The 25910-nt window shown below is 72.8% G+C and carries 20 protein-coding genes, 1 pseudogene and 1 riboswitch; of the genes and pseudogenes, 11 read left to right on the top strand and 10 right to left on the bottom strand.

From position 1 onward, the window contains the following. Positions 1-51 precede the first annotated feature (51 nt). The 4 genes from ACHUEU_RS12520 to ACHUEU_RS12535 form a co-directional block, all read right to left on the bottom strand. Positions 52-291, bottom strand: a complete 240-nt coding sequence (locus ACHUEU_RS12520) for a hypothetical protein (RefSeq protein WP_394216458.1) — start codon at positions 289-291, stop codon at positions 52-54. Continuing rightward, positions 288-1112 (bottom strand): hydroxyethylthiazole kinase, encoded by an 825-nt coding sequence (gene thiM / locus ACHUEU_RS12525; protein WP_394216459.1) that lies wholly within the window; start codon positions 1110-1112, stop codon positions 288-290. The genes ACHUEU_RS12520 and thiM overlap by 4 nt, the downstream gene beginning before the upstream one ends. Then, positions 1109-2464, bottom strand: coding sequence for an MFS transporter (locus ACHUEU_RS12530; protein ID WP_394216460.1), 1356 nt, complete (start codon positions 2462-2464; stop codon positions 1109-1111). Before ACHUEU_RS12530 ends, thiM begins: the two co-directional genes overlap by 4 nt. Then, positions 2461-4155, bottom strand: a complete 1695-nt coding sequence (locus ACHUEU_RS12535) for a bifunctional hydroxymethylpyrimidine kinase/phosphomethylpyrimidine kinase (RefSeq protein ID WP_394216461.1) — start codon at positions 4153-4155, stop codon at positions 2461-2463. Before ACHUEU_RS12535 ends, ACHUEU_RS12530 begins: the two co-directional genes overlap by 4 nt. Next, positions 4146-4238, bottom strand: a riboswitch (TPP riboswitch). (Overlaps the previous gene by 10 nt.) 90 nt (positions 4239-4328) lie before the next feature. On the opposite strand from ACHUEU_RS12535, the gene ACHUEU_RS12540 reads away from it, so the two are divergent. After that, on the top strand, positions 4329-5492 hold the full coding sequence (locus ACHUEU_RS12540; protein ID WP_394216462.1) for an exonuclease SbcCD subunit D: 1164 nt from the start codon (positions 4329-4331) through the stop codon (positions 5490-5492). After that, complete coding sequence (locus ACHUEU_RS12545; RefSeq protein ID WP_394216463.1) at positions 5489-8557, top strand: AAA family ATPase; 3069 nt, start codon at positions 5489-5491, stop codon at positions 8555-8557. The genes ACHUEU_RS12540 and ACHUEU_RS12545 overlap by 4 nt, the downstream gene beginning before the upstream one ends. Positions 8558-8599: 42 nt before the next feature. On the opposite strand, the gene ACHUEU_RS12550 is transcribed toward ACHUEU_RS12545, so the two are convergent. Together ACHUEU_RS12550 and ACHUEU_RS12555 are read right to left on the bottom strand one after the other, a co-directional pair. Further along, positions 8600-9271, bottom strand: a complete 672-nt coding sequence (locus ACHUEU_RS12550) for a VanZ family protein (protein WP_394216464.1) — start codon at positions 9269-9271, stop codon at positions 8600-8602. An 80-nt stretch (positions 9272-9351) separates the two neighbouring features. After that, positions 9352-9513, bottom strand: a pseudogene (locus tag ACHUEU_RS12555) (Lrp/AsnC ligand binding domain-containing protein); the annotation flags it as partial. 199 nt (positions 9514-9712) lie between these two features. Here ACHUEU_RS12555 and ACHUEU_RS12560 point away from each other — a divergent pair. The 4 genes from ACHUEU_RS12560 to ACHUEU_RS12575 are packed head-to-tail and all read left to right on the top strand — an operon-like array spanning position 9713 to position 15157. After that, positions 9713-10222 carry a DUF456 domain-containing protein gene (locus ACHUEU_RS12560; protein WP_394216465.1) on the top strand — a complete coding sequence of 170 codons (510 nt, stop codon included), beginning with the start codon at positions 9713-9715 and terminating at the stop codon, positions 10220-10222. After that, positions 10219-12366 (top strand): ABC transporter ATP-binding protein, encoded by a 2148-nt coding sequence (locus ACHUEU_RS12565; protein WP_394216466.1) that lies wholly within the window; start codon positions 10219-10221, stop codon positions 12364-12366. Before ACHUEU_RS12560 ends, ACHUEU_RS12565 begins: the two co-directional genes overlap by 4 nt. Beyond that, a complete protein-coding gene (locus ACHUEU_RS12570) occupies positions 12363-14255 on the top strand; it encodes an ABC transporter ATP-binding protein (protein ID WP_394216467.1) in 1893 nt (630 codons plus the stop codon). The genes ACHUEU_RS12565 and ACHUEU_RS12570 overlap by 4 nt, the downstream gene beginning before the upstream one ends. Before the next feature lie 5 nt (positions 14256-14260). Beyond that, a complete protein-coding gene (locus tag ACHUEU_RS12575; RefSeq protein ID WP_394216468.1) occupies positions 14261-15157 on the top strand; it encodes a class I SAM-dependent methyltransferase in 897 nt (298 codons plus the stop codon). A 161-nt stretch (positions 15158-15318) separates the two neighbouring features. Here the strand turns inward: ACHUEU_RS12575 and ACHUEU_RS12580 are convergent, their stop codons facing one another. Together ACHUEU_RS12580 and ACHUEU_RS12585 are read right to left on the bottom strand one after the other, a co-directional pair. Beyond that, a complete protein-coding gene (locus tag ACHUEU_RS12580) occupies positions 15319-16320 on the bottom strand; it encodes an endonuclease domain-containing protein (RefSeq protein ID WP_394216469.1) in 1002 nt (333 codons plus the stop codon). A 162-nt stretch (positions 16321-16482) separates the two neighbouring features. After that, entirely contained in the window at positions 16483-17193 is a 711-nt protein-coding gene (locus ACHUEU_RS12585) for a DUF6318 family protein (protein ID WP_394216470.1), read from the bottom strand. Positions 17194-17389: 196 nt separating this feature from the next. On the opposite strand from ACHUEU_RS12585, the gene ACHUEU_RS12590 reads away from it, so the two are divergent. The 5 genes from ACHUEU_RS12590 to ACHUEU_RS12610 all read left to right on the top strand — a co-directional run bounded on the left by ACHUEU_RS12590 (position 17390) and on the right by ACHUEU_RS12610 (position 24071). Next, complete coding sequence (locus ACHUEU_RS12590; RefSeq protein ID WP_394216471.1) at positions 17390-19126, top strand: ABC transporter ATP-binding protein; 1737 nt, start codon at positions 17390-17392, stop codon at positions 19124-19126. Beyond that, on the top strand, positions 19126-21234 hold the full coding sequence (locus tag ACHUEU_RS12595) for an ABC transporter ATP-binding protein (RefSeq protein ID WP_394216472.1): 2109 nt from the start codon (positions 19126-19128) through the stop codon (positions 21232-21234). The genes ACHUEU_RS12590 and ACHUEU_RS12595 overlap by 1 nt, the downstream gene beginning before the upstream one ends. Before the next feature lie 100 nt (positions 21235-21334). Beyond that, positions 21335-22267 (top strand): ABC transporter substrate-binding protein, encoded by a 933-nt coding sequence (locus ACHUEU_RS12600; RefSeq protein ID WP_394216473.1) that lies wholly within the window; start codon positions 21335-21337, stop codon positions 22265-22267. Further along, positions 22264-23244 (top strand): amino acid ABC transporter permease, encoded by a 981-nt coding sequence (locus ACHUEU_RS12605; protein ID WP_394216474.1) that lies wholly within the window; start codon positions 22264-22266, stop codon positions 23242-23244. Before ACHUEU_RS12600 ends, ACHUEU_RS12605 begins: the two co-directional genes overlap by 4 nt. Beyond that, the gene (locus ACHUEU_RS12610) at positions 23244-24071 is read left to right on the top strand and encodes an amino acid ABC transporter ATP-binding protein (protein WP_394216475.1); all 828 of its coding nucleotides are present in this window, start codon (positions 23244-23246) and stop codon (positions 24069-24071) included. The genes ACHUEU_RS12605 and ACHUEU_RS12610 overlap by 1 nt, the downstream gene beginning before the upstream one ends. Positions 24072-24298: 227 nt before the next feature. Here ACHUEU_RS12610 and ACHUEU_RS12615 read toward each other — a convergent pair whose 3' ends face one another. Then, on the bottom strand, positions 24299-24721 hold the full coding sequence (locus ACHUEU_RS12615; RefSeq protein ID WP_394216476.1) for a hypothetical protein: 423 nt from the start codon (positions 24719-24721) through the stop codon (positions 24299-24301). Between the two features lie 208 nt (positions 24722-24929). Further along, positions 24930-25718: an endonuclease domain-containing protein gene (locus tag ACHUEU_RS12620; protein WP_394216477.1), complete on the bottom strand. Its 789-nt coding sequence runs from the start codon at positions 25716-25718 to the stop codon at positions 24930-24932. Positions 25719-25910 lie beyond the last annotated feature (192 nt).

The raw sequence follows: 25910 nt of genomic DNA on the forward strand, positions 1-25910 counted from the left end.
ATGACGAGTCGTCGCGGTAGCCATATGCCCAGGCTCTCAGGCGAAACCGCCTCACATATGGGAGACACGCCCTAGCTCCAGCAGCTCCGCCGCCGTGGCCTCCTTCGCTCGCACCTGCACCACCCCGGCCCCGGCGGACGCCGCCGCGGCCGCGACCTCGACGGTCCCGCGCCCGGTGCCCGAGGTGACGAGATAGCAGCGCAGATCGAGGTCCGGGAGAGGGTCGCCCCGCGTGCGGGCGGACTGCGCGGACTGCGAGGGCGGGGCGGGTCGCGAGGGCTGATCGGTCATCGTCCTACCTCATCGAGCGTGTCCACCAGGTGCATGCGGAAGCTGCCCGGCCCGGTGGCACGCTCGGCGGCGAGCTCCCCGGCGAGGTCGAGCCAGACGGTCGCGGCGACCGCGGCCTCGAACGGATCGGGATGCACGGCGGCGCAGGCCGCTGTCAGTGCCCCCAGCAGACACCCGGTGCCCGTGACCCGGGTCAGCAGTGCGGTGCCGCGCGTCACCTGCAGGCTGCGCGCGGCGTCCCGTACGAGGTCCACCTCCCCGGAGACCGCGACCGCTCCGCCGGTCCGCGCCGCCACCTCCCGGGCGGCGTTCTCGACGGCGTCGCCGGCGCGGTCGCTCGCGGGGGAGGCGTCCGGGCCGCGCCCGCCCCGCCCCACCCCGGTCAGGGCCAGCACCTCGGAGGCGTTGCCGCGCACCACGGCGGGCCGGGAGCCCAGCAGCTGCCGGGCCAGCGGGGTGCGGACCGGGGCGATCCCGATCGCGGTGGGGTCGAGCACCCAGGGGCGTCCCTCCCGCACCGCCACCTCGACCGTGGCCGGGATCCCGGCCATGGCGTCGGTGCTGAGCGTGCCGAGGTTGATCGACAGGGCGTCGGCGAGCGTGGTCACCACCGGCGCCTCGGCCACGGTCTCGGTCATCATCGGCCGGGCACCGGCGGCCAGCAGGCCATCGGCCACCAGCGACATCGACACGGTCGCCGTGAGGCAGTGCACCAGCGGCGCCCGCTCGCGCACCGCGGTCAGGACCGGGGCGACCGGTGCCAGGTCCGGGTCCGCGCGGGGGCCCGGAGGCGGGGAGGAGGTGCCGGGCCGGGCGCTCATCGGCGGCTCCCGGCGGCCACCGTGTCGAGGTCCGCGGCCAGCTCACGCGGCCGCAGGCGCGGTCCCCGCGCGGCACCGACCACCAGCAGCAGACCGCCGAGCACGATCAGGGCCAGGATGCTGCCGTGACGACCCAGCACCGGCTCCAGCGCAGGCACATAGAAGGGGTAGAGCGCCGGCAGCACCAGGGAGAGGCTGTACCCGGCGCCGTACCCGGTGGAGCGGATGGAGGTGGGGAAGCGCTCGGAGAGATAGGCGGCGATGGGCCCGTAGGCGGCGACGGTGGCGACCTGCAGCAGCGCGGCGCAGGCGGCGGCCATCGCCAGGGTGGGGGAGGTGACGGCGAGCCACCACAGCAGCGGTCCCGCCACCATCGCGGCCGCACCCCAGACCATCAGCAGCCGGCGCCTCCCCACCAGCGTGGACAGATGACCGGCCACCGCCATCGCCACCGCCTGCGCCACCGAGGCCAGCCCCATGACGAGGGGCACCGCGATCGGCTCCAGCGGCGCATCGGTCGCCAGACGCTCGGTGAGCAGCAGCACCGTGGTGTAGGTCAGCAGCCAGAGCCCGGTCATCATGGCGAACACCTGCCAGAACGCGCGCGACCAGGAACCGGTGAGCAGGCTGCGCAGGGTCGGGGCCGGCGCAGCACCCGCGCTGTCGCGGAGGGTCCGCTCCTGCTGCTGCCGGAACAGCGGGGCGTCGCTCACCTGTCGGCGGTAGTACAGCAGCATGCCCAGCGAGAGCACGGCCCCGGCCGCGAACAGCACCCGCCACCCCCAGGCGGCGTACTGCTGCGGCCCCAGCAGCGTCAGCAGCATCGCGACGGCGAAGGCCACTGCCGCCTGCGCCCAGGGGGCCATCGACAGGATCAGTCCGCTCATCAGCCCGCGCCGACGCGGAGCCGACCATTCCATCGCCAGCGGGATCGCGGCCGAGTACTCACCGGCCACGAAGATGCCGCCGAGGAAGCGCAGCAGCAGGATCAGCGCCACCGTCCCGACGCCCAGCAGCTGATGGGTGGGGACCAGGGCGATGGCCAGCGCACACGCGGCCGTGCCGCCGATCGCGATCCGTGTGGTGCGGGTGCGGCCCAGGCGGTCCGAGATCCTGCCGAACACGACCCCGCCGACGGGACGACCCATGAGCATCGCGATGATGATCAGCGCGCCGGTGGAGGCGGTCGCACCGGGCCCGGCCAGCACCAGCATCGCGGGGGCGAGAGCCGTCACGGGCAGGAACACATGGATGTTGTCGATGAAGTTGCCGACCACCCCGGCCCGCAGGGCGGCTCGCCCCGTCGGGGGCAGCTGACGAGGTCCGGCGATCGTCGAGGCGGCGGCGGTCATCGGGCCGCCCCGCTGAGAGCGGTCTCCGCCGAGACTGCGTGGGGCTCGAGCCGACGGGCCTGCTCGAAGAACTCCAGCTCGTGGCGGCATGCCAGGAGGAACGCCCGCGCCGCCGCAGCCCGCTGGACGGGGGTGGCCGCGGCGAGCTCCCGCTCGACCTCGCCCAGCGCCCCCTGCACGCCTGCGACGAACCCGGGATCGCGATAGGTCTCCAGCCAGGCGGCGTAGGGATGCCCCGGCGCGATCTCGGCCAGCCCGCCGCCCACCTGTGCATAGAGCCAGAAGCACGGCAGCACCGCGGCGGCCGCCACCGGGGTGGGGGAGCCGAGTGCATGGCTGAGCAGGAAATCGGTGTATGCGCTGGTCACCGGACTGAGGGTGGTGCCATCCGCGGCGGGCTCCGCGGAGAGCCACGAGCGATGCAGCTCGGCCTCGACCGTCAGGCAGCTCGCCGAGGACTCCGCCCAGAAAGCACGGCCGGAGGAGAAGGTGGAGGTCTCCGCGAGGACGGCCAGGGCGCGGGAGTAGCGCGCGAGGTAGAGCGCATCCTGGGCGAGATAGACGTCGAACGCCGGGCCGGGCAGGCTGCCGTCCACCAGTGCGCGGACGAACCCAGAGCCGGTCACCTGCGCTGCCAGGGAGGATCCGGCGGCCCAGAGCGCCGCGGTCCACGGGCCGGCGGGGGCGACGACCGGGAGCGCCGGGGGGATCCCGGCCTCCGTGCCGGACCTCGTCCCGGCAGTCCCCGCGCAGGCGTCGCTCAGATCCTCGGGAGTCTCGAGCCGGGCCGGGATCTCGCCCGCCCGCAGCCAGGGTGCGGCGGAACCGGCCGCTGCCAGCCGTCGGCCCTGATGGGCGTGGTCCACGGGGCCGTGGCCCGTGCCGACCTGCAGCGCCCCGCCGTGCACGATCGCCTCGTGCAGCCACTGGGTCGCCCAGGCCAGGGCCGCGGCGGGGCTGTGGCCGGCGCCGAGGCGGGTGGCGAGGGCGGAGGCGAGGGAGCAGCCGGTGCCGTGCGTGCTGGTGGTCTCCACGCGGGGCGAGCTCGCCCGGTGCTGCGCGCCGTCCGGCTCCACCCAGGTGTTGGTCACCTCGCGGTCCTCGAGATGGCCGGTCTTGACGAGGACGGCGACTCCGGTCTCCGCCGCCCAGCGGCCGGCCTGCGCGAGCGCCTCGTCCTCGGTCCGGGCACGCGGCGCTCCGGTGAGCACCGCGAGCTCGTCGATGTTCGGGGTGACCACGCTCGCGCGACGGCAGAACCGGAGCATCGCCTGCTCGGCCGCGGGCTCCAGGAGTCGATGCCCGCTGGTGGCGACCATCACCGGGTCCACCACGAGCACCCGCGGCGGATGAGCGTCGATCCAGGCCGCTACCGTCTCGATGACCTCGACGGTGCCGAGCATCCCGGTCTTGACGGCCTCGAGCGTGACGTCGTCGCTGACCGCGGCCAGCTGAGCGGCGAGGAAGCCGGCTGGTGGCACATGGATGTCGCGCACGCCGTGGGTGTTCTGCGCGACCACCGCGGTGACCACGGCCATGCCGAAGCCGCCCGCGGCGGTGATCGACTTGAGATCCGCAGCGGTGCCGGCGCCGCCGGTGGGGTCCGTCCCCGCGATCGAGACCACGCGCGGCACCGTCGGCCGGGCGGGGAGGAGGGTGGACGGGGGCTGGGTGCAAGGATCCGAAATCATGCGGACATCCCTTCGCTAGTACGAACTAGATCAGGTTCCACGGGTGTCATCTCAGCGCGCCGGGCGCACCCCGTGTCCGCCGACCACTCTAGAGCACGAGCTCGCGACGGGTGCCCACCGTCCGTCGGGGCGAGACGTCCCCGGCTGTCGGTCCCCGCTCGTAGGCTCGGGGCATGAAGATCCTGCACACCTCGGACTGGCACCTGGGCCGCACCCTGCACAAGGTCGACCTGCACGCCCACCAGGCCGTCTTCCTCGACTGGCTGGTCGATCTGGTCCGGGCCGAGCAGGTCGACGTGGTCGTCATCCCCGGCGACGTCTACGACCGCGCCGTGCCCGCCGTGTCCAGCGTGACCCTGCTGGACAGCGCCCTGGCGCGCCTGGCCGACACCGGCGCCACCGTGGTGCTGACCTCCGGGAACCACGACTCCCCGGAGCGGCTCGGCTTCGGCCGCTCGCTGATGCGCTCCGGCATCCACCTGCTCACCGACGTGCCCGGCATCGAGCACCCCGTCTCCGTGGCCGACGAGCACGGCGAGGTGCTCTTCTTCGGTCTGCCCTACCTCGAACCCGACCGGGCCCGCACCGAGCTGGTCGGCGAGGGGGAGGCACCGCTGGCCCGCAGCCACGAGGCCGTCACCCGCGCCGCGCTGGATCGCGTGCACGCGCGCGCCGCCGCACATCCGGGAGCGCGCACCGTCGTCCTCGCCCACACCTTCGTCACCGGCGGCGATGCCAGCGACTCCGAGCGGGACCTGTCCGTCGGCGGCGTCGACTCGGTGCCCGCCGGGGTGCTGGGAGGCCTCGACTATCTGGCGCTGGGCCACCTGCACGGCTGTCAGGACCTCACCCGCCTCGTCGGCGCCCCCGCCTGGTATTCCGGCTCGCCGCTGGCCTTCTCCTTCTCCGAGCGGACCCACCGCAAGTCCGTGCTGCTGGTGGAGCTCGGAGAACCCGGCACCGCCGCCGAGGTGCGCCGGATCGAGACCCCCGTGCCGCGCCCGCTCACCGAGCTGCGCGGCACCCTCGAGGAGATCCTCGCCCAGGCCCACGAGCACGGCGACGACTGGATCAAGGCCGTCGTCACCGACCCGGCTCGCCCCGCCCACCTGCAGGAACAGCTGCGTGAGGCCTACCCCCACCTGCTGCTGACCGACTACGCGCCCGAGGGTCGCGAGGCGAGAGCGGGCACCCCGGTGGTGCGGCGGGAGCAGAATCCGCTGGACGTGATGGACGACTTCCTCGCCCACGTCACCGGCGCGGCACCCACCGCCGCCGAGCACGAGGTCCTGGACCGCGCCTATACCGCGGTGCGCCGCCAGCAGGAGGCCTCGTGAAGCTCCACCACCTGCACCTGACCGGGATCGGCCCCTTCGCCGGCACTGTGCAGATCGACCTCGCCGCCCTCGGCGCGAGCGGCATGTTCCTGCTCGAGGGTCCCACCGGCTCCGGCAAGTCCACGATCCTCGACGCCATCGTCTATGCCCTGTACGGGCAGGTCGCCGGCAGCGTCAGCAGCGGCGACCGGATCCGTTCGCAGTTCGCGCCGCCCACCGAGGCGAGCGTGGTGGACCTGGTGTTCGAGACCGCCTCCGGGATCTACCGGGTGCGTCGCCGGCCCGAGTTCCACCGCCCCAAACTGCGCGGCACCGGCACCACGAAGGAGCAGGCCAAGGCCGTGCTGTGGCGGATCGGCTCGCCCCAGCTGATCCAGGACGTCATCGCCGACACCGCGGGCGGGGGCGGCGGCGTCGAGGCGATCGCCACCCGCATCGACGAGGTGGGCCGCGAGATCCAGCGCGCCGTGGGGCTGACCCGGGAGCAGTTCACCCAGACGGTCCTGCTGCCGCAGAACGAGTTCGCCCGCTTCCTGCGCGCCGGCACCGGGGAGCGCCAGGCGGTGCTGCAGCGCGTGTTCGGCACCGAGACCTACGCCGCCGTGGAGAAGCAGCTCGAGGAGATGCGCAAGCAGGCCAGGCGCGAGGTCGACGCCGCCCAGCAGACCCTCGGCACCGCGCTGGCCCGGTTCACCGAGGCCGCCGCGCTGCAGGAGGAGCCGGTCGGGGTGCTCGAGGAGCATGCCGCGGCGCTGCGCCTGGACCCGCTGGCCGCGCTCGCCGAGGAGCACCTCGCGGCGGTGACCGCCCGGGCCGAGGAGGCGGGCGGCGCAGCGGAGCAGGCCGGGATCGCCGAGCAGGCCGCCCGCACCGCGGCCGAGTCCGCCACCACCGCCCGGAAGCGCATCGACCGCCGGCGGGAGCTCGACGCGCTCGCGGAGCGGCTCTCGACGCAGAAGCCCGCGCTCGAGACGGCGCGCACCGCCCTGCAGCGTGACGAGACCGCCCGGCCCGTCGTCGAGGTGCTGCGGCGCCGCGATGCCGCCACCGCGAAGGCCGCCACCGCGGTCGAGGCCCTCGCCCAGCTCGCGAGCACCACTGCGCCGCAGCAGCGGACGGTCGTGGATCTGCTGGAGGAGGAGGACGCCGCCACGCAGCTGGTGGCCGCGGCCGACGACGCCACGGCCGCGGCCGGCACGCTCCAGGACCTCGTCGAGCTCGAGGCCGCACTGCCCGCGCGCACGCAGAAGCTCACCGAGCGGCGCGAGCAGCTCACCGCGGCGATGCCCGCCCTGGCCGTCCTCACCGAGCAGCTCGAGGCACGTCCGGCCCGGCGCACCGCGGAGGTCACCGCCCGAGATGCCGCGCGCAAGGACGCCCTGGCCCTGGGGGACGCCCGCCTCGCGCTGCGCACCGCCGAGGAGCGCCAGCAGGCCGCGGCCGCTGCCGCGGCCCAGCAGAAGCAGGTCGAGACCGCCCGCGAGCAGGTCGCGGCCACCCTGCGCACCGCCCAAGAGCGGGCGGCGCGGGAGGCCGAGCTGCGCCGCCGCCGCTTCGCCGGGATCGCCGCCGAGCTCGCCGTCGACCTCGAGGCCGGCGAGGCCTGCCCCGTCTGCGGTGCGCTCGAGCACCCCCACCCGGCGGGCGCCGCCGAGGACGCCGTCGGCCCCGAGCAGGTCGAGGCCGCGGAGGAGGAGCGTCGGGCCGCCGAGGCCGCGCACTCCCGCGCGGAGCAGGAGCATGCCCTGGCGGGTCAGGAGCTCGCCCGGCTCCGCGATGCCGCCGGGGAGCTCACCCCCGAGACCGCGACCACCGCCGTCGACGCCGCGAAGGCCCAGGTCGAGACCGCCCGCACGGCCGAGAAGCAGGCCGCGGCGCTCGAGGAGGCGCTGACCGCCTTCGACCAGGAGACCGAGCGCCTGACCCGGGGCAAGGAGACCGATGCCCTCGGCGTCGAGCGCGAGCGCACGGCGATCGAGGAGACCGCCCGCGCCCTCGAGGCCGACCGCACCAGGGTCGCCGAGGCTCGCGGCGAGGACGACTCCATCGCCGCCCGCCGCCGCGGCCACCTCGACCGTGCCCGGGCCGCGACGACCCTGCGGGAGGCGCTGCGTGTCCGGGCCGACGCCGAGCAGCGCGCCGGCGAGCTCGCCGAGGAGGCGGAGACGGCCCTCACTGCCAGCGGGCTCGCCACCGCCGAAGTGGCCCGCGCGGCAGTGCTCGCCGCCGAGGAGCGCGAGCGACTGCAGAAGCTCGTGCAGGCCCGCGCCGTCGACGAGTCCCGGCTCGCCGACGCTCTGGCCGAGGAGGGCATCGCCGAGGCCGAGGCCACCGAGGAGGCCCGGGAGCAGGCGGAGGCCGTGGTGGTCGCGACCGGGGAGAAGCTCACCGCCGCGCGGGCCGCGTCGCAGGAGGCCGCCGGCATCGCGGCCCGGCTGCGGGGCATCGCCGAGCGCGCCGCCGCGGCTCGGGCCGCGCTGGGGACGGCATCGGAGCAGGTGCGCACCATCAGCGAGGATGCGGGCATCACCGTGCGCGTCGCCGACCTCGCCACCGGCCGCTCGAGCGACGGGGAGCGGGTGCAGCTGTCCACCTATGTGCTGATGTGGCGGCTCGACGCCGTCATCGAGGCCGCGAACGTGCGCCTGGCCCTGTTCTCCGGCTCCGACCTCGAGCTGCTGCGCGACACCGGAGCCCGCGGCGCGAGGAAGACCGGCCTGGACCTGCTGGTCCTGGACCGCCGCACCGACCAGGTGCGCGTGCCCGAGACCCTCTCCGGCGGCGAGACCTTCTTCGTCTCCCTCGCCCTCGCGCTCGGTCTGGCGGACATCGTCATGGGGGAGGCCGGGGGAGTGCAGATGGAGACCCTCTTCATCGACGAGGGCTTCGGCAGCCTGGACCCCGAGACCCTCGAGACCGTGGTCCGCGAGATCGGGCGGCTCGCCGAGAGCGGCCGCGTGATCGGGATCGTCAGCCACGTCGGCGACATGAAGGCGCAGATCGCCGAGCAGATCCACGTGCGCCGCGGCGCCGACGCCCGCTCCACGCTGACCGTCACCGCCTGATCGCGCGCCGGAGCCGGGACAGCCTCTGCACCACCGGCAGCCTCAGAACCACCGACGGAGCAGGTGCTCGACCTCCTCGGTCCCGGTGGGCCGGCTGCCGGCCTCCCACCGCCGCTCCTCCCGGGCGAACAGCGGCACCCGCCACCGGGTCAGCAGCGGTGCGAGCAGCGCCCCCGCCCAGGCGCCGCACGAGTTGGCCAGCAGGTCCTCGATGTCGGCGATCCGCACGCCGCACGGGTAGAGCCCGAAGGCGCCGGTGTACTGCGTGACCTCGATCAGCGCCGAGAGCAGCACCGACAGTGCCAGCGAGGTGGTGGCGTCCTGCCGGAACACGCCCCGCAGGATCAGCCCCAGCGGCAGGAACAGCGCCAGGTTCATGAGGATCTGCAGCACCGGGAAGCTGGTGGCCAGCTCCAGCAGTCCCGCCCCGCCGCGCTGCATCCCCAGCACCTCGGCCACCGAATGGAACGGATCCAGGCGCGCCACCCCGCCCGCGCGGCTGCGGCAGGTCAGGGCCACGTCATAGGCCGGGGCGATCGTCAGGCCCGCCAGTGACATCGTGTACACGCAGATCACGAGCACACCTGCCAGCCGCGACGGCCGCACCCGGCCGAAGCGGCGACGCTGCAGCCACATCGCGGGCAGCAGGAGCACGACGAACAGGCCGAGCCCGCCCGCGATGCCCACCAGGGCCAGCCGCAGCAGCTCATCCATATCGGCACCGTTCCACAGCGGCACCGTACGGTCCCGGGCTGGATGCGGCCAGTGGCCCCGCGACTCACCGTCTCCGCGACTCACCGTCTCCGCGCGGTGACCGGGGCCGGGCCCCGGCGCTTGGGCACCTTCATCGCGAAGCGCGAGGAGATGCGCGAGACGCCGGGGATGGAGATCACCTGCTCGGTGAGGACGTGCTCGTACACCTCGAGATCCGCGACGGCGACGCGCACGAAGTAGTCCGGCGCACCTGCGGGGCGGTCGGCGCAGCGTGGGCCTCGGCGCCGCCACCCGCCTCAGAGGGCCCGATAGGATGGACCCGGCCCCGTCCCGGGGCCGCCGCCCGCACTGCCGCCGCCGCCCCGCGTCCTCGTCGTGAACGCTCACGCCGCCTGCGGAGGCGCGCCGGCCACCGCCCACCCCGCGCCTCCCGGAGGACCCGTGGACTCACTCATCGTCCAGATCATCGTGACCGTCCTGGTCGGCATCGCCTACGTGGTGGGCCTGGCCGGGATCGTGGTCCCGGTGCTGCCCGGCACCATCACCATGGTCATCGCCGCCCTGGTGTGGGCGATCGTGATCGGCGGCTGGACCGGCTGGGTGACCTTCGCGATCGCGCTGGTGCTCGGCGCGATCGGCATGACCACCAGCTACGTCCTCACCGGCAGACGGCTGCACGCGGCCGAGGTGCCGATGTGGCCGATCTACGTCGCGATCGCCTCCGGCATCGTCGGCATCTTCGTGATCCCCTTCCTGGGCCTGCCGCTCGGGTTCCTGGTGGGTCTGTACCTCAGCGAAGCGGTGCGGCAGCAGGACTGGCGGAAGGGCTTCACCTCGGCCTGGGTCGCGATGAAGGCCCTGGGCCTCGGCATCCTCATCGAGTTCTCCCTCGCCATGCTCTCCACGATCGTCTTCGCGGTCGCCGTCCTCGTCCACTTCGTCACCGCATGACCCGCACCGACACCGTCACCCGTCCCCGGCCCACCGCCGAGCGCGCTCCGGCCCTGACCGCACGCCAGCACCCCGCCGTGCTGGTGCCGGGCCTGAAGCGCCTGCTGAAGGGCTCCTGGGAGCAGCGCCGCTGGTTCGTGCTCGCCGTGCTCGGGGCCACCGCCTTCGCACTGCTGCAGATCGCGACCTCCGCCGTCATCGGCCGCGTCACCGAGCAGGTGATCGTGCCCTCCTTCCAGCGCGGCGAGGCGACCCCGGCGCTGCTGCTCGGCGGCGGCCTGGCGATCCTCGGCATCGCCGTGGCCCGCGCCGTCACCGTGATGGCCCGCCGCGTGTTCGCCGCCGCCACCCAGTTCGAGCTGTTCGGCCTGTACCGCGAACGGATCGCCGCGATCTACGCGAAGGTGCCGCTGCTGTGGCACCGCCGCCAGGCCACCGGCACCCTGCTGAGCTCCGTCTACGCGGACGTGGAGGCGACGTTCTTCGCGATGGCGCCCTTCCCCTTCGCGCTGTCCACGATCGTGATGCTGGTCTATGCGACCGTGGTCGTGGCCCGCATCGACCCGGTGATCCTGCTGGTCATGCTCGCGCTGATCGTGTTGCTGATCATCCTCAACGTGCTGCTGCAGCGCTTCGCGACCCCGATCGCGATGCGCTCCCAGCAGCTGCGGGCCGAGGTCGCCGAGATCGCCCACGAATCCTTCGACGGCGCCAACGTGGTGAAGTCCCTGGGCCGCGAGGACGTCGAGGAGGAGCGCTTCGACCGCGCCGCGGATGATCTCCGCGAGGCGGGCATCCGCTTCGGCTACGTGCGCGGCTGGTTCGACCCACTGATCGACGCCCTGCCCAACCTCGGCATCCTCGCCGTCGCCGTGCTCGGCGCCTGGCGCATCGGCGACGGCCACCTCACCACCGGCCAGCTGGTCGAGGTCGCCTACCTGTTCACGCTGATGTCGCTGCCGATCCGCTCCTTCGGCTGGGTGCTCGGCGACCTCTCCCGCACCGTCGTCGGCGGCGGCCGGGTCCAGCAGATCCTCGACGTCACCGAGGAGCGCACCTACGGCCCCGATCCGCTGCCCGCGGGCCCCGGGGTGCTCGCGATGGACGAGGTCACCTTCGTCTATCGCGATGATCCCGCCCAGGTGATCCTCGGCCGCGAGAACCGCGGCACCGATCAGCGGATCCGGGAGGGGCGCGCCCTGCACGGCGTCAGCCTGCGGGCCGACCCGCGCGCCGGCACCCGGGTGCTCGCCGTCGTCGGCGCGACCGGCTCCGGCAAGTCCACCCTCGCCCTGGTCGCCGCAGGCCTGGTCCACCCCAGCTCCGGCGCCGTGCGCCTGGACGGCGCGGACCTGCGCTCCCTCACGGCCGACGCCCTCACCGCCGACGTCGCCCTGGTCCTGCAGCAGGCCTTCGTGTTCGACGAGACGGTGCGCTGGAACGTCACCCTCGGGGACGACCTCGATGAGGCCACCGTCCGCTGGGCGCTGCGCGTCGCCCAGGCCGAGGAGTTCGTCGACGCCCTGCCGGATGGCCTGGACACCGAGCTGGGGGAGCGGGGCGGTTCGCTCTCCGGCGGCCAGCGCCAGCGCATCGCCCTGGCTCGGGCGCTCGCCCGTCGGCCCCGGCTGCTGATCCTGGACGACGCCACCAGCGCCTGCGACCCCAGCGTGGAGCTGGCGATCCTCGACGGCATCCGTCGCGAGATGACCGCTTCCACGCTGCTGCTGATCGCCTACCGCAAGTCCACCATCTCCCTCGCCGACCAGGTCGTCTTCCTCGACCACGGCCGGGTGGCCGCCGCCGGCACCCATGAGGAGCTGCGCGGACGCAGCGCGGGCTACCGCGCACTGGTCGATGCCTACGACGAGGCCGCGATCAGCCACAACCTGCTGGAGTCCTCGGGACCGCAGCCCAGCGACGGCCCCGACCCCGCGGTCGCCGTGCCCGCCGCCCGTGCCCGCACCGTCGCCGACGCGCGCGAGCACCACAGCTCCAGCCACTTCCGCTACGAGGACGAGACCGCCATGGCCGATCACTGCCAGGACGAGGACGAGCAGGACGACGGCCAGCGGGACCCGCACCAGGACCAGCCCCGGGACCAGCACCGGGACCATCGCGAGACCGAGGAGGAGGACCGATGACCGCCGCCCCCGCCGCCCCCGCGACGACGGAGTCCTCCGCCCTCGGCGCCGAGGCCACCACCGAGGAGTCCGCGCTGCACACCGTGCGCCGCGGCCTCGCACTGGCCCCCGGTGCGCTGCAGGGCCTGTGGATCACGATCCTGCTCGCCGTCATCGCCACCGCCGGCAAGGTGGTGGTCCCGATCGCGGTCCAGGCCATCCTCGACCGCGGCATCATCCAGCCCGAGACCCCCGACATCGCCTTCGTCGCGAGCGCCGCGGGGCTCGCCGCGGTAGTGCTGCTGAGCACCGCGGTGTGCAACATCGTCATGAACCGGCGACTGTTCCGCCTGGCCGAGACGTCCCTGGCCACCCTGCGCAAGCGCGCCTTCCGCCACATCCACGACCTGTCCCTGCTCACCCAGGGCACCGAGCAGCGCGGCGCGCTCGTCTCCCGCGTGACCAGCGACGTCGACACCGTCAGCCAGTTCATGAGCTTCGGCGGCATCATGCTGGTGGTGATGAGCATGCAGCTCCTCCTCGCCACCGCCGTGATGCTCTTCTACTCCTGGCCGCTGGCGATCGTGGTGTGGCTCTGCTACATTCCGATCCTGCTGGTGATGGGGACGCTGCAGCGCCGGATCCGGGCCCGCTTCCAGCTGGTCCGCACCGAGGTGGGCCGCATGCTCGGCGCCGTCTCCGAGGCGCTCGTCGGCTCCGCGACGGTGCGCGCCTACGGCATCGAGTCCCGCACCCGGGACACCCAGACCTCCCGCGTCCGCGACGTGCGCGACGCCCAGTTCTCCGTGCTGAAGCCGCAGTCCGCCTCCTTCTTCCTCTCGGAGACGGCCGACGGCCTCGCCACCGCCGTGGTGGTCGTGGTCGGGATCGTGCTGGGCACCGGGGCGCTGGGCATCGACCTGCCCGGCAGCGACCTCACCGCCGGCGGCGTGATCGCCTTCATCTTCCTGGTCTCCCTGTTCAGCCAGCCGGTGCGGATGGGCATCGAGATGCTGATGCAGGCCCAGAACGCGGTCGCCGGCTGGCGGCGCGTGCTCGGCGTGCTCGACACGCCGGCCGACGTCGCCGACCCCGCCGGTGCCATGGACCCCCACACCGGTCGCCGGGGCGAGCCCGTGCCCGGCGCGCGGGCCCTGCCCGAGGGTCTGCTGGCCATCGAGATCCGCGAGCTGCGCTATTCCTACCCGACCGGCCCCGAGGTGCTGCACGGCCTCAGCGTGGACCTGCCCGCCCGCTCCCGCATCGCGATCGTGGGCGAGACCGGCAGCGGCAAGACCACCTTCGCCAAGCTGCTGACCCGCATGATGGACCCCGCCTCCGGTCAGATCCTCATCGGCGGCATCCCGCTGCCCCTGATCCCCTACGACTCCCTGCGCTCGCGGGTGATCATGGTGCCGCAGGAGGGCTTCCTCTTCGACACCACCGTGAGCGGGAACCTGGACTACGGCAGGCCCGGCGCGAGCGAGGCGGAGATGCGCCAGGCCCTCGACGAGCTGGGCCTGGGCACCTGGGCCGACGAGCTGCCCGAGGGGCTGGACACCCCCGTCGGCCAGCGCGGCGAATCCCTCAGCGCGGGGGAGCGGCAGCTGGTGGCACTGGCCCGCGCCTACCTGGCCGATCCGGACATCATCGTGCTCGACGAGGCCACCAGCGCCGTGGACCCCGCTGCGGACGTGCGCCTGCAGCAGGCCATCGACGGCCTCGCCCGCGGCCGCACCACCATCACCATCGCCCACCGGCTCTCCACGGCCGAGCGCGCCGACCGGATCATGGTGCTGGACGGCGGCGAGCTGGTCGAGCACGGCACCCACGACGAGCTGGTCGACCTCGACGGCGGGATCTACGCCGGGCTGCACCGCTCCTGGGTCGCGCACCGCAGCCAGCGGTGACCGGGATGGACCGGGCGAGCGGGGCCGCCGACCCCCTGCACCCACCCATCCCGCCGATCTCCGCGCGCGATGAGCCGCGGTTCCGCGACCGGGAGCGCAAGAGCGCGCTCGCCGCTGCCTTCCAGGAGCAGGGCGAGGACTACGACCGGCTGCGGCCGGGGTATCCGGGTGCCGCGCTCGAGACGATGCTCGCGCGGGTCGCGGAGGGTGCCGACGGCGGGGCCGCGCGGGCGATCGACCTCGGGGCGGGGACCGGGAAGCTGTCCTGGGCGCTCGCCGCGCGCGGTCTCGAGGTCACTGCGGTAGACACCAGCGCCGCGATGCTCGAGACCGCGCGGCGGCGGGGAGCGTCGCTGACCACCCCATCGGGCCCCGCCTCATCGGGCGCCGCGCTCGCCACGCATCTCGCACCCGCCGAGGCCACCGGCCTGCCCACCGGCTCCGCCGAACTGGTCACCGTCGCCCAGGCGTGGCACTGGTTCGACGCGGCCGCGGCCTCGACGGAGGTGGCGCGGCTGCTGGCCCCCGGCGGGGTGCTCGCCCTGGCGTGGAACATGCTCGACGTGACGATCCCGTGGGTGCACCGGCTCTCCCGGATCATGCACGCCGGGGACATCCATCGCGAGGACTTCAGCCCCACCGTCGGCCCCGAGCTCGAGCTCACCGCCCGCAGCGTGCACCGGTGGGAGGACCCGATGCCCACCGGCGACGTCATCGACCTCGCCCGCACCCGCAGCTACGTCATCACCGCCTCCGAGGAGCGCCGCGCGAAGGTGCTCGCGAACCTCGACTGGTACCTCCACGAGCGCCTCGGCCATGCGCCCGGCGACCTGGTGGGCGTTCCGTACCGCACGGATCTGTTCCTCTATCGGGCGGCGGGACGTGCGGGCACGGCCCCCTGATTCTCCTCGGCTGTGGGCAGTCCATCCCTCGGCTGCTAGCAGTCCATCCCAGGTGCCGCTTAGTGCCCGTCGAAGCGGCACCTCAGAGGGACTGCTGGGGTATCTCCTGAGCGCCCGGCCGGTGAGATGGGCGGGTGCTACCGCCGGGCGCCGGGCGCCGGTCACCGGTCGCCGGACGGTGAGGCGGACGGACGCCACCCCCGTGCCTTCAGGGCATCCCGCACGAGGCGCACCGCCACGGCGCAGTCCTCGCTCACGTCGTGATGGTGGAGTCTCACCTCCACCCACCCTGCCTTCTCCACCCTGCGGGCGCGTTCGATGTCGCGACTGACCTGCTCCGGATCGCTGTGATGTCTGCCCTCGTACTCCGCGCAGACCCGGTACTCGGGCCAGAGGAAATCGGCCTGGTGCCCGCGGTTCCCGTCGACGCCGGTCAGCGGGGCGTTGAGCTGTGGCTCGGGCAGGCCGGCTCGCAGGAAGGCCAGGCGCAGCAGGGTCTCGCGCGGTGAGTCCGCCCCGACGCGCACCTGCTCCACAGCGTGTCTCAGCGCCCGGGTGTCGCGGCCGGTGCACATCCGCCGGAGCTCGTCGAGGGTGCACCACGGTTCCTCTCGGCCCGGCTCGAGTCCGGGGCGTGGTCGGCGGACGAGGTGGTCGCCGATCGCGACCAGGAAGAACGCGGGGACGGTCCCTGCCAGGTCCCGCCACGTGCGAACTCGCGTCGTCATCCGGACGGGGAGCGGCGTGCGAGCAGGCTCGTCGGCCGTGGGGACGAACTCGAGGCGGGGACTCCAGACCTGGTCAGGAGCGAGGACGAGACCTCGCCACCGCACGACCCTGTCCGAGCTCACCGCACCTCCCGGGATCGAGACCTGCACCGGGATGCCCGACCGCCACGTCTCGAGCGGGCTGGGCAGGGGGAGGCCGAGGATCCTCGCCGCGGAGACGCCGACCACGACCGCGCGGGGATCGTCGCGGCAGAGGGCCGAGGCGATGTCCGCCTCACCGATGGGCGCGCCGACCCGTCGGAGGAGGCCGGGTCGGAGCCGGGCGATGTCCGAGCGTCGGAGCCGGCCCGGCAGGACGCCGGCCCGCAGTGCCTCGGCACGGGTGAAGACTCGCCACGGCAGGGACTCGGGCAGCGGGGCAGGTCGACGGGTCATAGGTGCAGGGTGCCGTGCAGCACGGTCACTGCCCCGGCGTCATCCACACTCCGCTGGTGAGGAGGGGGTGACCCAGGAGCACTCCATGTCAGGTGCCGCTTCGCGGCGGCCAGAGCGGCAGCAGGGATGGACGGGGCAATCCAGCCCCACCGCGCCCGCGCCTCAGCTCGCTGCGCCGGCCGCGCCCCCGTCGCCCGCGCCGGCACCGCCGCCCGCATCGCTCGCGCCGCCGCCGTCGGAGGGCGCCGCGCCCTCGGGCGGGGCGATCGTCATGTCGGTGACGCGCCAGCGCCCGCCGTCCCAGGCCACGGTGGCGATCAGCTGGCCGGTCACCGAGCTCAGCCGCGTGGCCTGCAGCTGCGGGTCATCTACCAGGAGGGACTCCGCCTGGGTGAACTGGGCGACCACGGTGCCGGTCGCCGGCGGCTCGCCCGTGCCCGAGAAGCTCGTCGAGTGCACCTCGAAGGCGCCGCCGATCAGGTAGCCACCCTGCTCGGCGAGCACCTGGGCGTTGTCCAGGAAGCGCATGCAGACCCGGCAGTTCGGGTCCACGGAGTCCTCCCACACGGAGGTGTCGCCGCTGCTCATCATGTAGTCGTAGGACTCCAGCAGGTAGGTGAGCGTCGCCTGGGCGCCCTCGGCGCCCTGCTCGGTGAGGCCGGCGGGCTCCTCCGGCCGCGGCAGCTCGGGACGGGGCGGCTGCTCGGCCGGGTCCGCCGTCGGCCGGTCCTCCGGATTCTCGACCGCCGAGTCCTGCCCGGCCCGGTCCTCGCCGCCGGGACCCAGCAGCCCGCCGAGCCCCATCACTCCGAGGGGGGCCACCAGCAGGAGCGCGAGCACGATGATGACGACGCGTTGGACGGGACGATTCACCCGGCCCACGGTAGACGACGAGCCCTGAGGAGCCCCGGCGGACGTGGTCACCGCCACGCACTGGCGCCGCGCCCTGCCACCGGGTTCCGCCGTGCGCGGAGCAGACCGACGTCGGATGCCGGACCGGGGCCGGAGAGCCTATGCTTCACGGGCCGCCCGCGCGAGTCCCGCTCGGCGGCCTCTCGGAAGGAAGCTCGTGACCCTGCTGCGCCTGGTGCTCGGGGCCCTCAAGCCGTACTGGATCTGGGTGCTCCTGGTGGTGCTCTTCCAGATCGTCGGCGTGCTGGCCGCGCTCTACCTGCCCACCCTGAACGCCGACATCATCGACGACGGCGTCGCCCAGGCCGACATCCCGGTGATCTGGCAGCTGGGCCGGCTGATGCTGGTCATCTCCTTCGGCAACATCATCGCGCTGGTGGTGGCGAACTTCTTCGCCGCCCGCTCCGCGATGCGGGCCGGCAAGGACCTGCGCTCGCGGGTGTTCGGTCAGGTCAGCTCCTTCTCCCCGCGCGAGCTCGCCGAGTTCGGCACCCCCTCGCTGATCACGCGCTCCACGAACGACGTCCAGCAGGTGCAGATGCTGGTCTTCTTCTCGCTGAACATGCTGGTCCAGGCCCCGGTGACGGGCATCGGCGGCGTGATCCTGGCGCTGCGGGTGGAACCGGGGATGGCCTGGCTGATCGCGGTGATGGTGCCGGTGATGCTGGTGGCCGTCGGGCTCCTGATCGTCAGGGCCGCGCCGCTGTTCGCGCAGATGCAGGGCGCGATCGACGACATCAGCTCCGTGCTGCGCGAGCAGATCACCGGCATCCGCGTGCTGCGCGCCTTCGTGCGCGAGGACCGTGAGCGCGAGCGGTACGCCGTGGTCAACGGCCGGCTGACGGATCTGAACCGTCGCATCGGCCTGCTGATGATCCTCATCAACCCGATCATCATGTTCATCCTGAACATCTCCAGCGTGGCGGTGCTGCTGGTGGCCGCGCCCCGCATCGAGGCGGGCCAGATGGAGGTCGGCTCGATCACCGCCTTCATCGCCTACCTGATGCAGATCCTCATCGCGGTGATGATGGCGACCTTCATGACGATGATGATCCCCCGCGCGCTGGTCTCCGCCGAGCGCATCACCGAGGTGCTCTCCACCGAGACCAGCGTCCACCAGCGCACCGACGGCATCCGCGAGCTCGAGGGACCGATCGAGCTCACCTTCGAGGACGTCTCCTTCACCTACCCGGGCGCCGAGCGCGCGGTGCTGGAGAACATCTCCTTCTCCGCCCGCGCCGGGCAGAGCGTCGCGATCATCGGCGGCACCGGCGCCGGCAAGACCACCCTGCTCAACCTGGTGCCCCGCCTGATGGACGCGAGCGCGGGGAGGGTGCTGCTGAACGGGCACGACCTGCGGGATCTGGACGCCCGCGTGCTCTGGGACCGGGTGGGCCTGGTCCCGCAGCGGCCCTACCTGTTCTCCGGCACCGTCGGCTCGAACCTCCGGTTCGGCAACCCTGCGGCCGACGAGCAGGAGCTGTGGCACGCGCTGACCGTCGCCCAGGGCCGTGACTTCGTCGCCGCCATGCCCACCGAGCTGGACTCCCCGATCGCCCAGGGCGGCACCAACGTCTCCGGCGGGCAGCGGCAGCGGCTGTGCATCGCCCGGGCCCTGGCCGCGAAGCCCTCGCTGTACCTCTTCGACGACTCCTTCAGCGCGCTGGACCTCACCACCGACGCGAAGCTGCGGGCGGCGCTGGTCCCGGAGACCCGCGAGGCGCTGCTGCTGATCGTCGCCCAGCGCGTCTCGACCATCACCGGGGCGGACCTGATCCTGGTGCTGGACAACGGCCGCGTCGTCGCCCAGGGCACCCACACCGAGCTGCTCGAGAGCTCGGAGACGTATCGGGAGATCGTCCGCTCGCAGGGCGTCGAGGAGGAGGTGGCCTGATGAGAGCACCGAAGAGGACGCCCCGAGCCCCGCAGGAGCCCGCGACCCCCGTCGGCTCCCAGGCGCCCGCGACCCCCGCCGGGGACGAGGCGGGGACCGCCGCCGAGATCGCCGCGGAGAAGGACGCCGCCCGCGGGCTCCGCCCCGGCCAGAGCGCCCGCAGCTTCTGGCCCTCCAGCAAGCGCCTGGTGCGCGAGATGGGCCCCGAGCGCGCCTTCCTCTTCCTCGCGATCGCCGTGGGGCTGGTCTCGGTGGCGTTCAGCGTGGTGGGTCCGCGCATCCTCGGCCACGCCACCGACATCATCTTCACCGGTCTGATCTCGAAGGACCTCCCCGCGGACGCCTCCCCGGCCGAGGTGATCGCCGGTCTGCGCGACCAGGGCCAGGACCAGTTCGCGGACATGCTCTCGGGGATGACCCTCACCCCGGGTCAGGGCATCGATTTCACCGCGCTGCACCAGACCCTCGCGCTCGCCGTCGGCCTCTTCGCCGTCTCCGCGCTGCTGATGTGGCTCCAGGGCGTCGCGCTGAACCGCATCATCTACCGCATGGTCTCGCGCCTGCGCCGCGAGGTGGAGGAGAAGCTGCACCGGCTGCCGCTGGCCTACTTCGACCGGATGAAGCGCGGCGAGATCCTCTCCCGCGTCACCAACGACATCGACAACATCCAGAACACCCTGATGAACACCGTCACGGGACTGGTGAACTCGATCCTGATGGTGCTCGGCGTGCTGGTGATGATGCTGACCATCTCCTGGCGGCTGTCCCTCATCGCGCTCGCGGTGATCCCGGTGGCGCTGGTGGTCACGAGCTTCGTCGGCAAGCGCGCGCAGAAGCTGTTCGCCCAGCAGTGGGACGCCACCGGCGTGGTGAACTCCGAGGTGGAGGAGGCCTTCACCGGCCACTCCCTGGTGACCGTCTTCGGTCGCCGCGACGAGGTCGCCGCCCGCTTCGAGGAGCGCAACGAGACCCTGTTCCGCGCCACCTTCGGCGCCCAGTTCGTCTCCTCCCTGATCATGCCGCTGATGATGTTCGTGGGGAACCTGTCCTACGTCGCCGTCGCGATCGTGGGCGGGCTGCGGATCGTCTCCGGCCAGCTCACCCTCGGGGACGTGCAGGCATTCATCCAGTACTCCCGCCAGTTCACCCAGCCGCTGTCCCAGGTCGCCTCGATGGCGACCATGCTGCAGTCCGGCGTGGCCAGCGCCGAACGGGTCTTCGAGCTGCTGGACGCCGGCGAGCAGGAGCCCGAGACCACGATCGACACCGCCGCCGCGGGCATCCGCGAGGGTCGCGTCGAGTTCGAGCACGTGCGCTTCTCCTACAGCCCCGACCGGGAACTGCTCACGGACCTGTCACTGGTCGCGGACCCCGGCCACACGGTCGCGATCGTGGGGCCGACGGGGGCCGGGAAGACCACCCTGGTGAACCTGGTGATGCGCTTCTATGAGGTCGACGGCGGCCGGATCACGATCGACGGGATCGACATCCGCGACCTCACCCGTGCCCAGCTGCGCGCACGCACCGGGATGGTCCTCCAGGACACCTGGCTGTTCAAGGGCTCCCTCCTGGAGAACATCCGCTACGGCCGCCTGGACGCGAGCGACGAGGAGGTCATCGAGGCGGCCCGCGCCACCCACGTCGACGACTTCGCCCGGCAGCTGCCGGACGGCTACGACACGGTCGTGGACGACGACGAATCCACCCTCTCGGCCGGCGAGAAGCAGCTGGTCACCATCGCCCGGGCGTTCCTGGCCCGGCCCGACCTGCTGATCCTGGACGAGGCCACCTCGAGCGTGGACACCCGCACCGAGGTGCTGGTCCAGCAGGCCATGAACGTCCTGCGCGAGGGTCGCACCAGCTTCGTCATCGCCCACCGCCTCTCCACCATCCGCGATGCGGAGCTGATCCTGGTGATGGAGGCCGGGGACATCGTCGAGCAGGGCAGCCATGACGAGCTGCTCGCCCACGGCGGGGCCTACGCCCGGCTGTACCGCTCGCAGTTCGAGGGCGCCACGGTCGACATCGACGCCGAGGAGGAGCTCTCCGGCCACGGGGCGGAGGATGAGGCCGCAAGGGTGACCGGCGGGAGGGCGCTGGACGGCTGAGAGCGACCCACGGGGTGCCGGGGCGCCTGCGGGACCGGGCCGACGGTGAAGCACGCGACAACAACTTGTTTCCATACAGCCTCGTGAATACTATTCATCGGTGACTTCCTCCCGGCCTCGTCGGCGCAACCTGCTGCGCGCCGCACCCCTGCTGCTCGCCACGGGCGTGCTCACCCCGGCGCTGGCCTCCTGCACCCGCGCCTCCGAGCGCCTGGACGCCGAATCCGATGCCGTGCCCGCAGTGGACCTCTCCGTTATCGAGGAGGTCCCCGAGATCGCGGACCTCGTGCCCGCAGAGATCCGCGAGCGCGGCGAGCTGATCAACGGTGCCGCCCTGAACTACGCCCCCGGCGAGTTCGTCGGCAGCAGCGGCGAGGCCATCGGCTTCGACATCGACATCCTCACCGCGATCGGTGCGGTGCTGGGACTGTCCACCCGCACCGAGGCGGCGGTGTTCGCGCAGATCATCCCCGCCGTCGGCGCCACCTACGACCTCGGCATCTCGAGCTTCACCATCAACGCCGAGCGGCTCGAGGCAGTCACTATGGTCTCCTACTTCCAGGCCGGGATCGCCTACGCCGTCAAGGCCGGCAATCCCTACGACATCCACCCGGGCGCCCTCTGCGGCAAGCGGGTCGCCCTGCAGGTCGGCACCTACCAGGAGGAGCTCGCGATCGAGCGCTCACAGGAATGCCGCGAGGAGGGGGAGCCCGCCTACGACCTGCTCGCCTACACCTCGAACTCCGATGCCGCGACCAACGTCGCCGGTGGCAAGGGCGACATCCTGATGGCCGACTCCCCGGTCGCCGCCTACGCCGTCGCCCGCTCCCGCGGCACCCTCGAGGCGATCGGCGAGATCGAGGAGTCCGCGCTGAACGGCATCGTCGTCGCCAAGGACCAGCCCGAGCTGGCCGAGGCGCTGCGCGCCGCCGTCCAGCACCTCATCGACTCCGGCCACATGGAGCGCATCCTCGCTGCATGGGGCAATGACGCCGGCATGATCCCGACCGCGGAAGTGAACCCCCAGCCGTGAGCACCACCCAGACCCCCGCCCCGTCGGGCCCGCCGACCGCCGCGGACGGATTCACCCCGATCCGCGCCCGGGCCGCCTCCCGGCTCGGCACCTGGATCTCCGCCGTCGTCGTGGCCGTGCTGGCCCTCGGCCTGCTGTGGTTCCTGGTGACCAACCCGGTGCTCGCCTGGGGCACCGTGGCCACTTATCTGCTGGATGTCAAGGTCATCCAGGGCGTCGGCTGGACGCTGCTGCTGACCGCGGCGTCGATGGTGCTGGGCACCGCCGTGGCGCTCACCGCCGCGATCATGCGCCGCAGCGACAACCCGGTGCTGCGCGGCGTGAGCTGGGCGTACATCTTCGTCTTCCGCGGGATCCCGGTGTACACGCAGCTGGTGTTCTGGGGCCTGTTCACCGTGATCGTCCCCAAGATCGTGGTGGGGGTGCCCTTCGGTCCCGAGCTGCTGAGCTTCTCCACCCGTGACCTGCTCACCGCGTTCTGGGCGGCGGTGATCGGCCTGGGCCTGAACGAGGGTGCCTATCTCGCCGAGATCATCCGCTCCGGCCTGAACTCCGTGGACCGAGGCCAGTCCGAGGCCTCGAAGGCACTGGGCATGAGCAACGGGACGATCCTGCGCCGGATCATCGTGCCGCAGGCCATGCGGGTGATCGTCCCGCCGCTGGGCAACGAGACCATCGGCATGCTGAAGACCACCTCGCTGGTGCTCGCGGTGCCCTTCACCCTCGACCTCACCTTCGCCACCAACGGCATCGCCAACAAGCTGTTCACCCCGATCCCGCTGCTGATCGTCGCGGCGCTATGGTACCTGGCGATCACCAGCGTGCTGATGGTGGGCCAGTACTACCTCGAGAAGCACTTCGGGCGCGGCTTCGACGATCGCACCCCGACCACCGGCCGCGGCGGACGCTCCCGCCAGGCCGCCGTGAACCGCGCCGGCACCACCCCGCACGACCCGCTCCCGGAGGTGGAGCTGTGATGACCCGGACCCCCGAGAACCCCGCGCCCGGCACCGACTGGTCTCCCGCCGCCCCGCCCCGGCCGGTGATCGAGGTCGAGGCGGTCCACAAGACCTTCGGCGACCTGCACGTGCTGAAGGCCTGCGACCTCACGGTGCACGCCGGCGAGGTGGCGGTGCTGGTGGGCCCCTCCGGCTCCGGCAAGTCCACCCTGCTGCGCTGCATCAACCAGCTCGAGGAGCCCACCGCCGGGCGCGTCCTCATCGACGGCGAGGTGCAGGGCTTCCAGCCCGACCCGCTGCCCGATGGCCGCTGGCAGAAGCTCACCGCCGCCCAGATCGCCGCCCAGCGCTCCCGCATCGGCATGGTCTTCCAGCGCTTCCACCTGTTCCCGCACCTCACGGCGCTCGGCAACGTGATGGAGGCGCCGGTGCAGGTGCGCGGCCTGGCCAAGGCGGCGGCGGAGCAGAAGGCCCGCACCCTGCTGGAGCGGGTGGGCCTGGCCGACCGCGCCGCGCACTACCCCGCGGAGCTCTCCGGCGGGCAGCAGCAGCGGGTCGCGATCGCCCGGGCGCTGGCCATGGACCCCGAGCTGATGCTCTTCGACGAGCCCACCAGCGCCCTGGACCCGGAGCTGGTCTCCGAGGTGCTGGCCGTGCTCAAGGACCTCGCGGCCGACGGCATGACCATGGTCGTGGTCACCCACGAGATGGGCTTCGCCCGCGAGGTCGCCGACCAGGTGGTGTTCATGGACGAGGGCCGCATCCTCGAGCGCGGCACCCCCGAGCAGGTCATCGACCATCCGCAGTCCGAGCGCCTGCAGAGCTTCCTCGCCTCGGTGCTGTGAGCCGGGCAGCGGCGCGCCCCCGCGGTTGCGCCCACCCCGGGCCGGTCGCGGCTCGTCCTGTCCGGCCCCCGCCCGCAGCTGGTCCCGGCCACCAGATTTCTGCCTCATATGAGGTCTGAACGGCTGTGGAGCGTTCACACCTCACCTGCGTCAGAATTCTGGTGGCGGGCTGGCGGGCTGGCGGGCTGGCGGGCTGGGGACACGGTCATCGGCGAGAACCAGACAGCTCAGGCTGCGGGGATCTCGAACTCGGGGACGGTAGCGTCCTCGCCCAGGATCTTCATCTCCGGGCGCACGTACGCGCCCTTGAGCGAGTCGCCGGTGCTCTCGATGTAGATCGGGATGTATCCGGTGGCCTCCCCGTCGCGGCGCGGGGCCCCGTCGAAGTACTCGTAGCCGGCGTCGATCAGCTCGTCATCGGCGCTGGCCGCGTAGTTCACCTCGTCGCCGCCGTCCTCCAGGTAGAAGTCCCGCTGGCTGAGGACTCCGCCGTAGATGTCCCCGGGCGTCACCGCGACCTCGAGGTAGATCATCTCGCCCTCGGGGTTGTCGGTGGCCATGTAGTACTCGGTGGGGTTGTGGCGCATCGCGGAGACGACCGTGATCACGTCACCGGTCTCCTCATCGGTGAATTCCGTCCCGATATCCACCACCGCCGCCTCGGCAGCCGGGGTGTCACCGCCCTCTTCGGAGCCCGAGTCGTCGCCGCCTTCCTCGGAGTCCTCCGTCGCGTCGTCCGAGCTGTCCTCGGCGTCCTCGGATCCGGTGGTGTCGGTGTCGGTGTCGGTGTCGGTGCCCTCGTCCGCGTCGGCCTGGGCGTCGTCCTCCGTCGACGTGGTGCTGCCCGCGCCACAGCAGTCAGGCGGCGGCCAGCTGTGCCACCTTGCGCCGGCCGAATCCGCCGACCTCCGCGATGGTCCGCAGGATGTCCTGCTGAGTCGTGGGCCACTGGTGCCAGACCTGGTCGTAGCTCACACGCAGCACCTGCAGCCCGTGCCGGATGGCGCGCAGGTCCCGGCGGCGGTCCCGACCGAAGGCGTCTTGGTCGGAATGGAACGCGCGCCCGTCGATCTCCAGGAAGACGCCGCCGACGTAGGCATCCAGATACCCCACCCCCTCCACGTACACCTGCTGCTCGACCTGGAATCCGCCGCGTCGCAGCCCCCGCACGACCCTCGTCTCCGAGCCGGAGTCGCTCGCCGAGGAGAGCAGGCCGATCCGGGAGCGGACGGCATCCGGCGCGTCATCGAGGATCTGCTGGACCTCAGCGGGCGAGAGGAGGCCGCGCTCCATCGCGGATTCGAGCAGGATCGCGGAGGTCTCGCCGTTGCAGCAGCGCAGCGCATGGGTGAGGGCGAGGCGGAGCGAGGCGACCGCGTCCGGCTCCGGCCATGAACGGCTGCGTGGGGAATGCGCGATCATCGTCGGCGGCAGGGGGACTCTGCTGCCCGCTCGATAGACATGCAGGTGCTCCCTCTCGGCGGCCGGTCTCGCAGGGATCCACAGCCCGTGCATCCGCAAGGCGTCCAGACAGGTCAGCCGACATCCGGCGGCCAGGGCCTCGACCACGTCGGGGACGGCGGTGGGCACGGCGTACCAGCCGGACGCGATGCGCCGCAGCTCGCCCCGCTCGAGAGCAGCTCGCATCGTCCATTGCGTGAGGTCGAGGGCTGGAAGCTGACTGCGGCGGGCGACCCCGAGCTGCTCTGCGCCCAGGTGGAGGGTTCCCTGCAGCCCACGCGCAGGCCGCGAGGGGCGAAGCGCGCTCGCCGGCAGGGTCAGGCGGCTGGGACCGAACATGCTCCGAGTCTGGGCGCGGATGGTGAGCGCGGGGCGGGG

Source organism: Brachybacterium vulturis (assembly GCF_043641765.1).
Lineage (GTDB): Bacteria > Actinomycetota > Actinomycetes > Actinomycetales > Dermabacteraceae > Brachybacterium > Brachybacterium vulturis_A.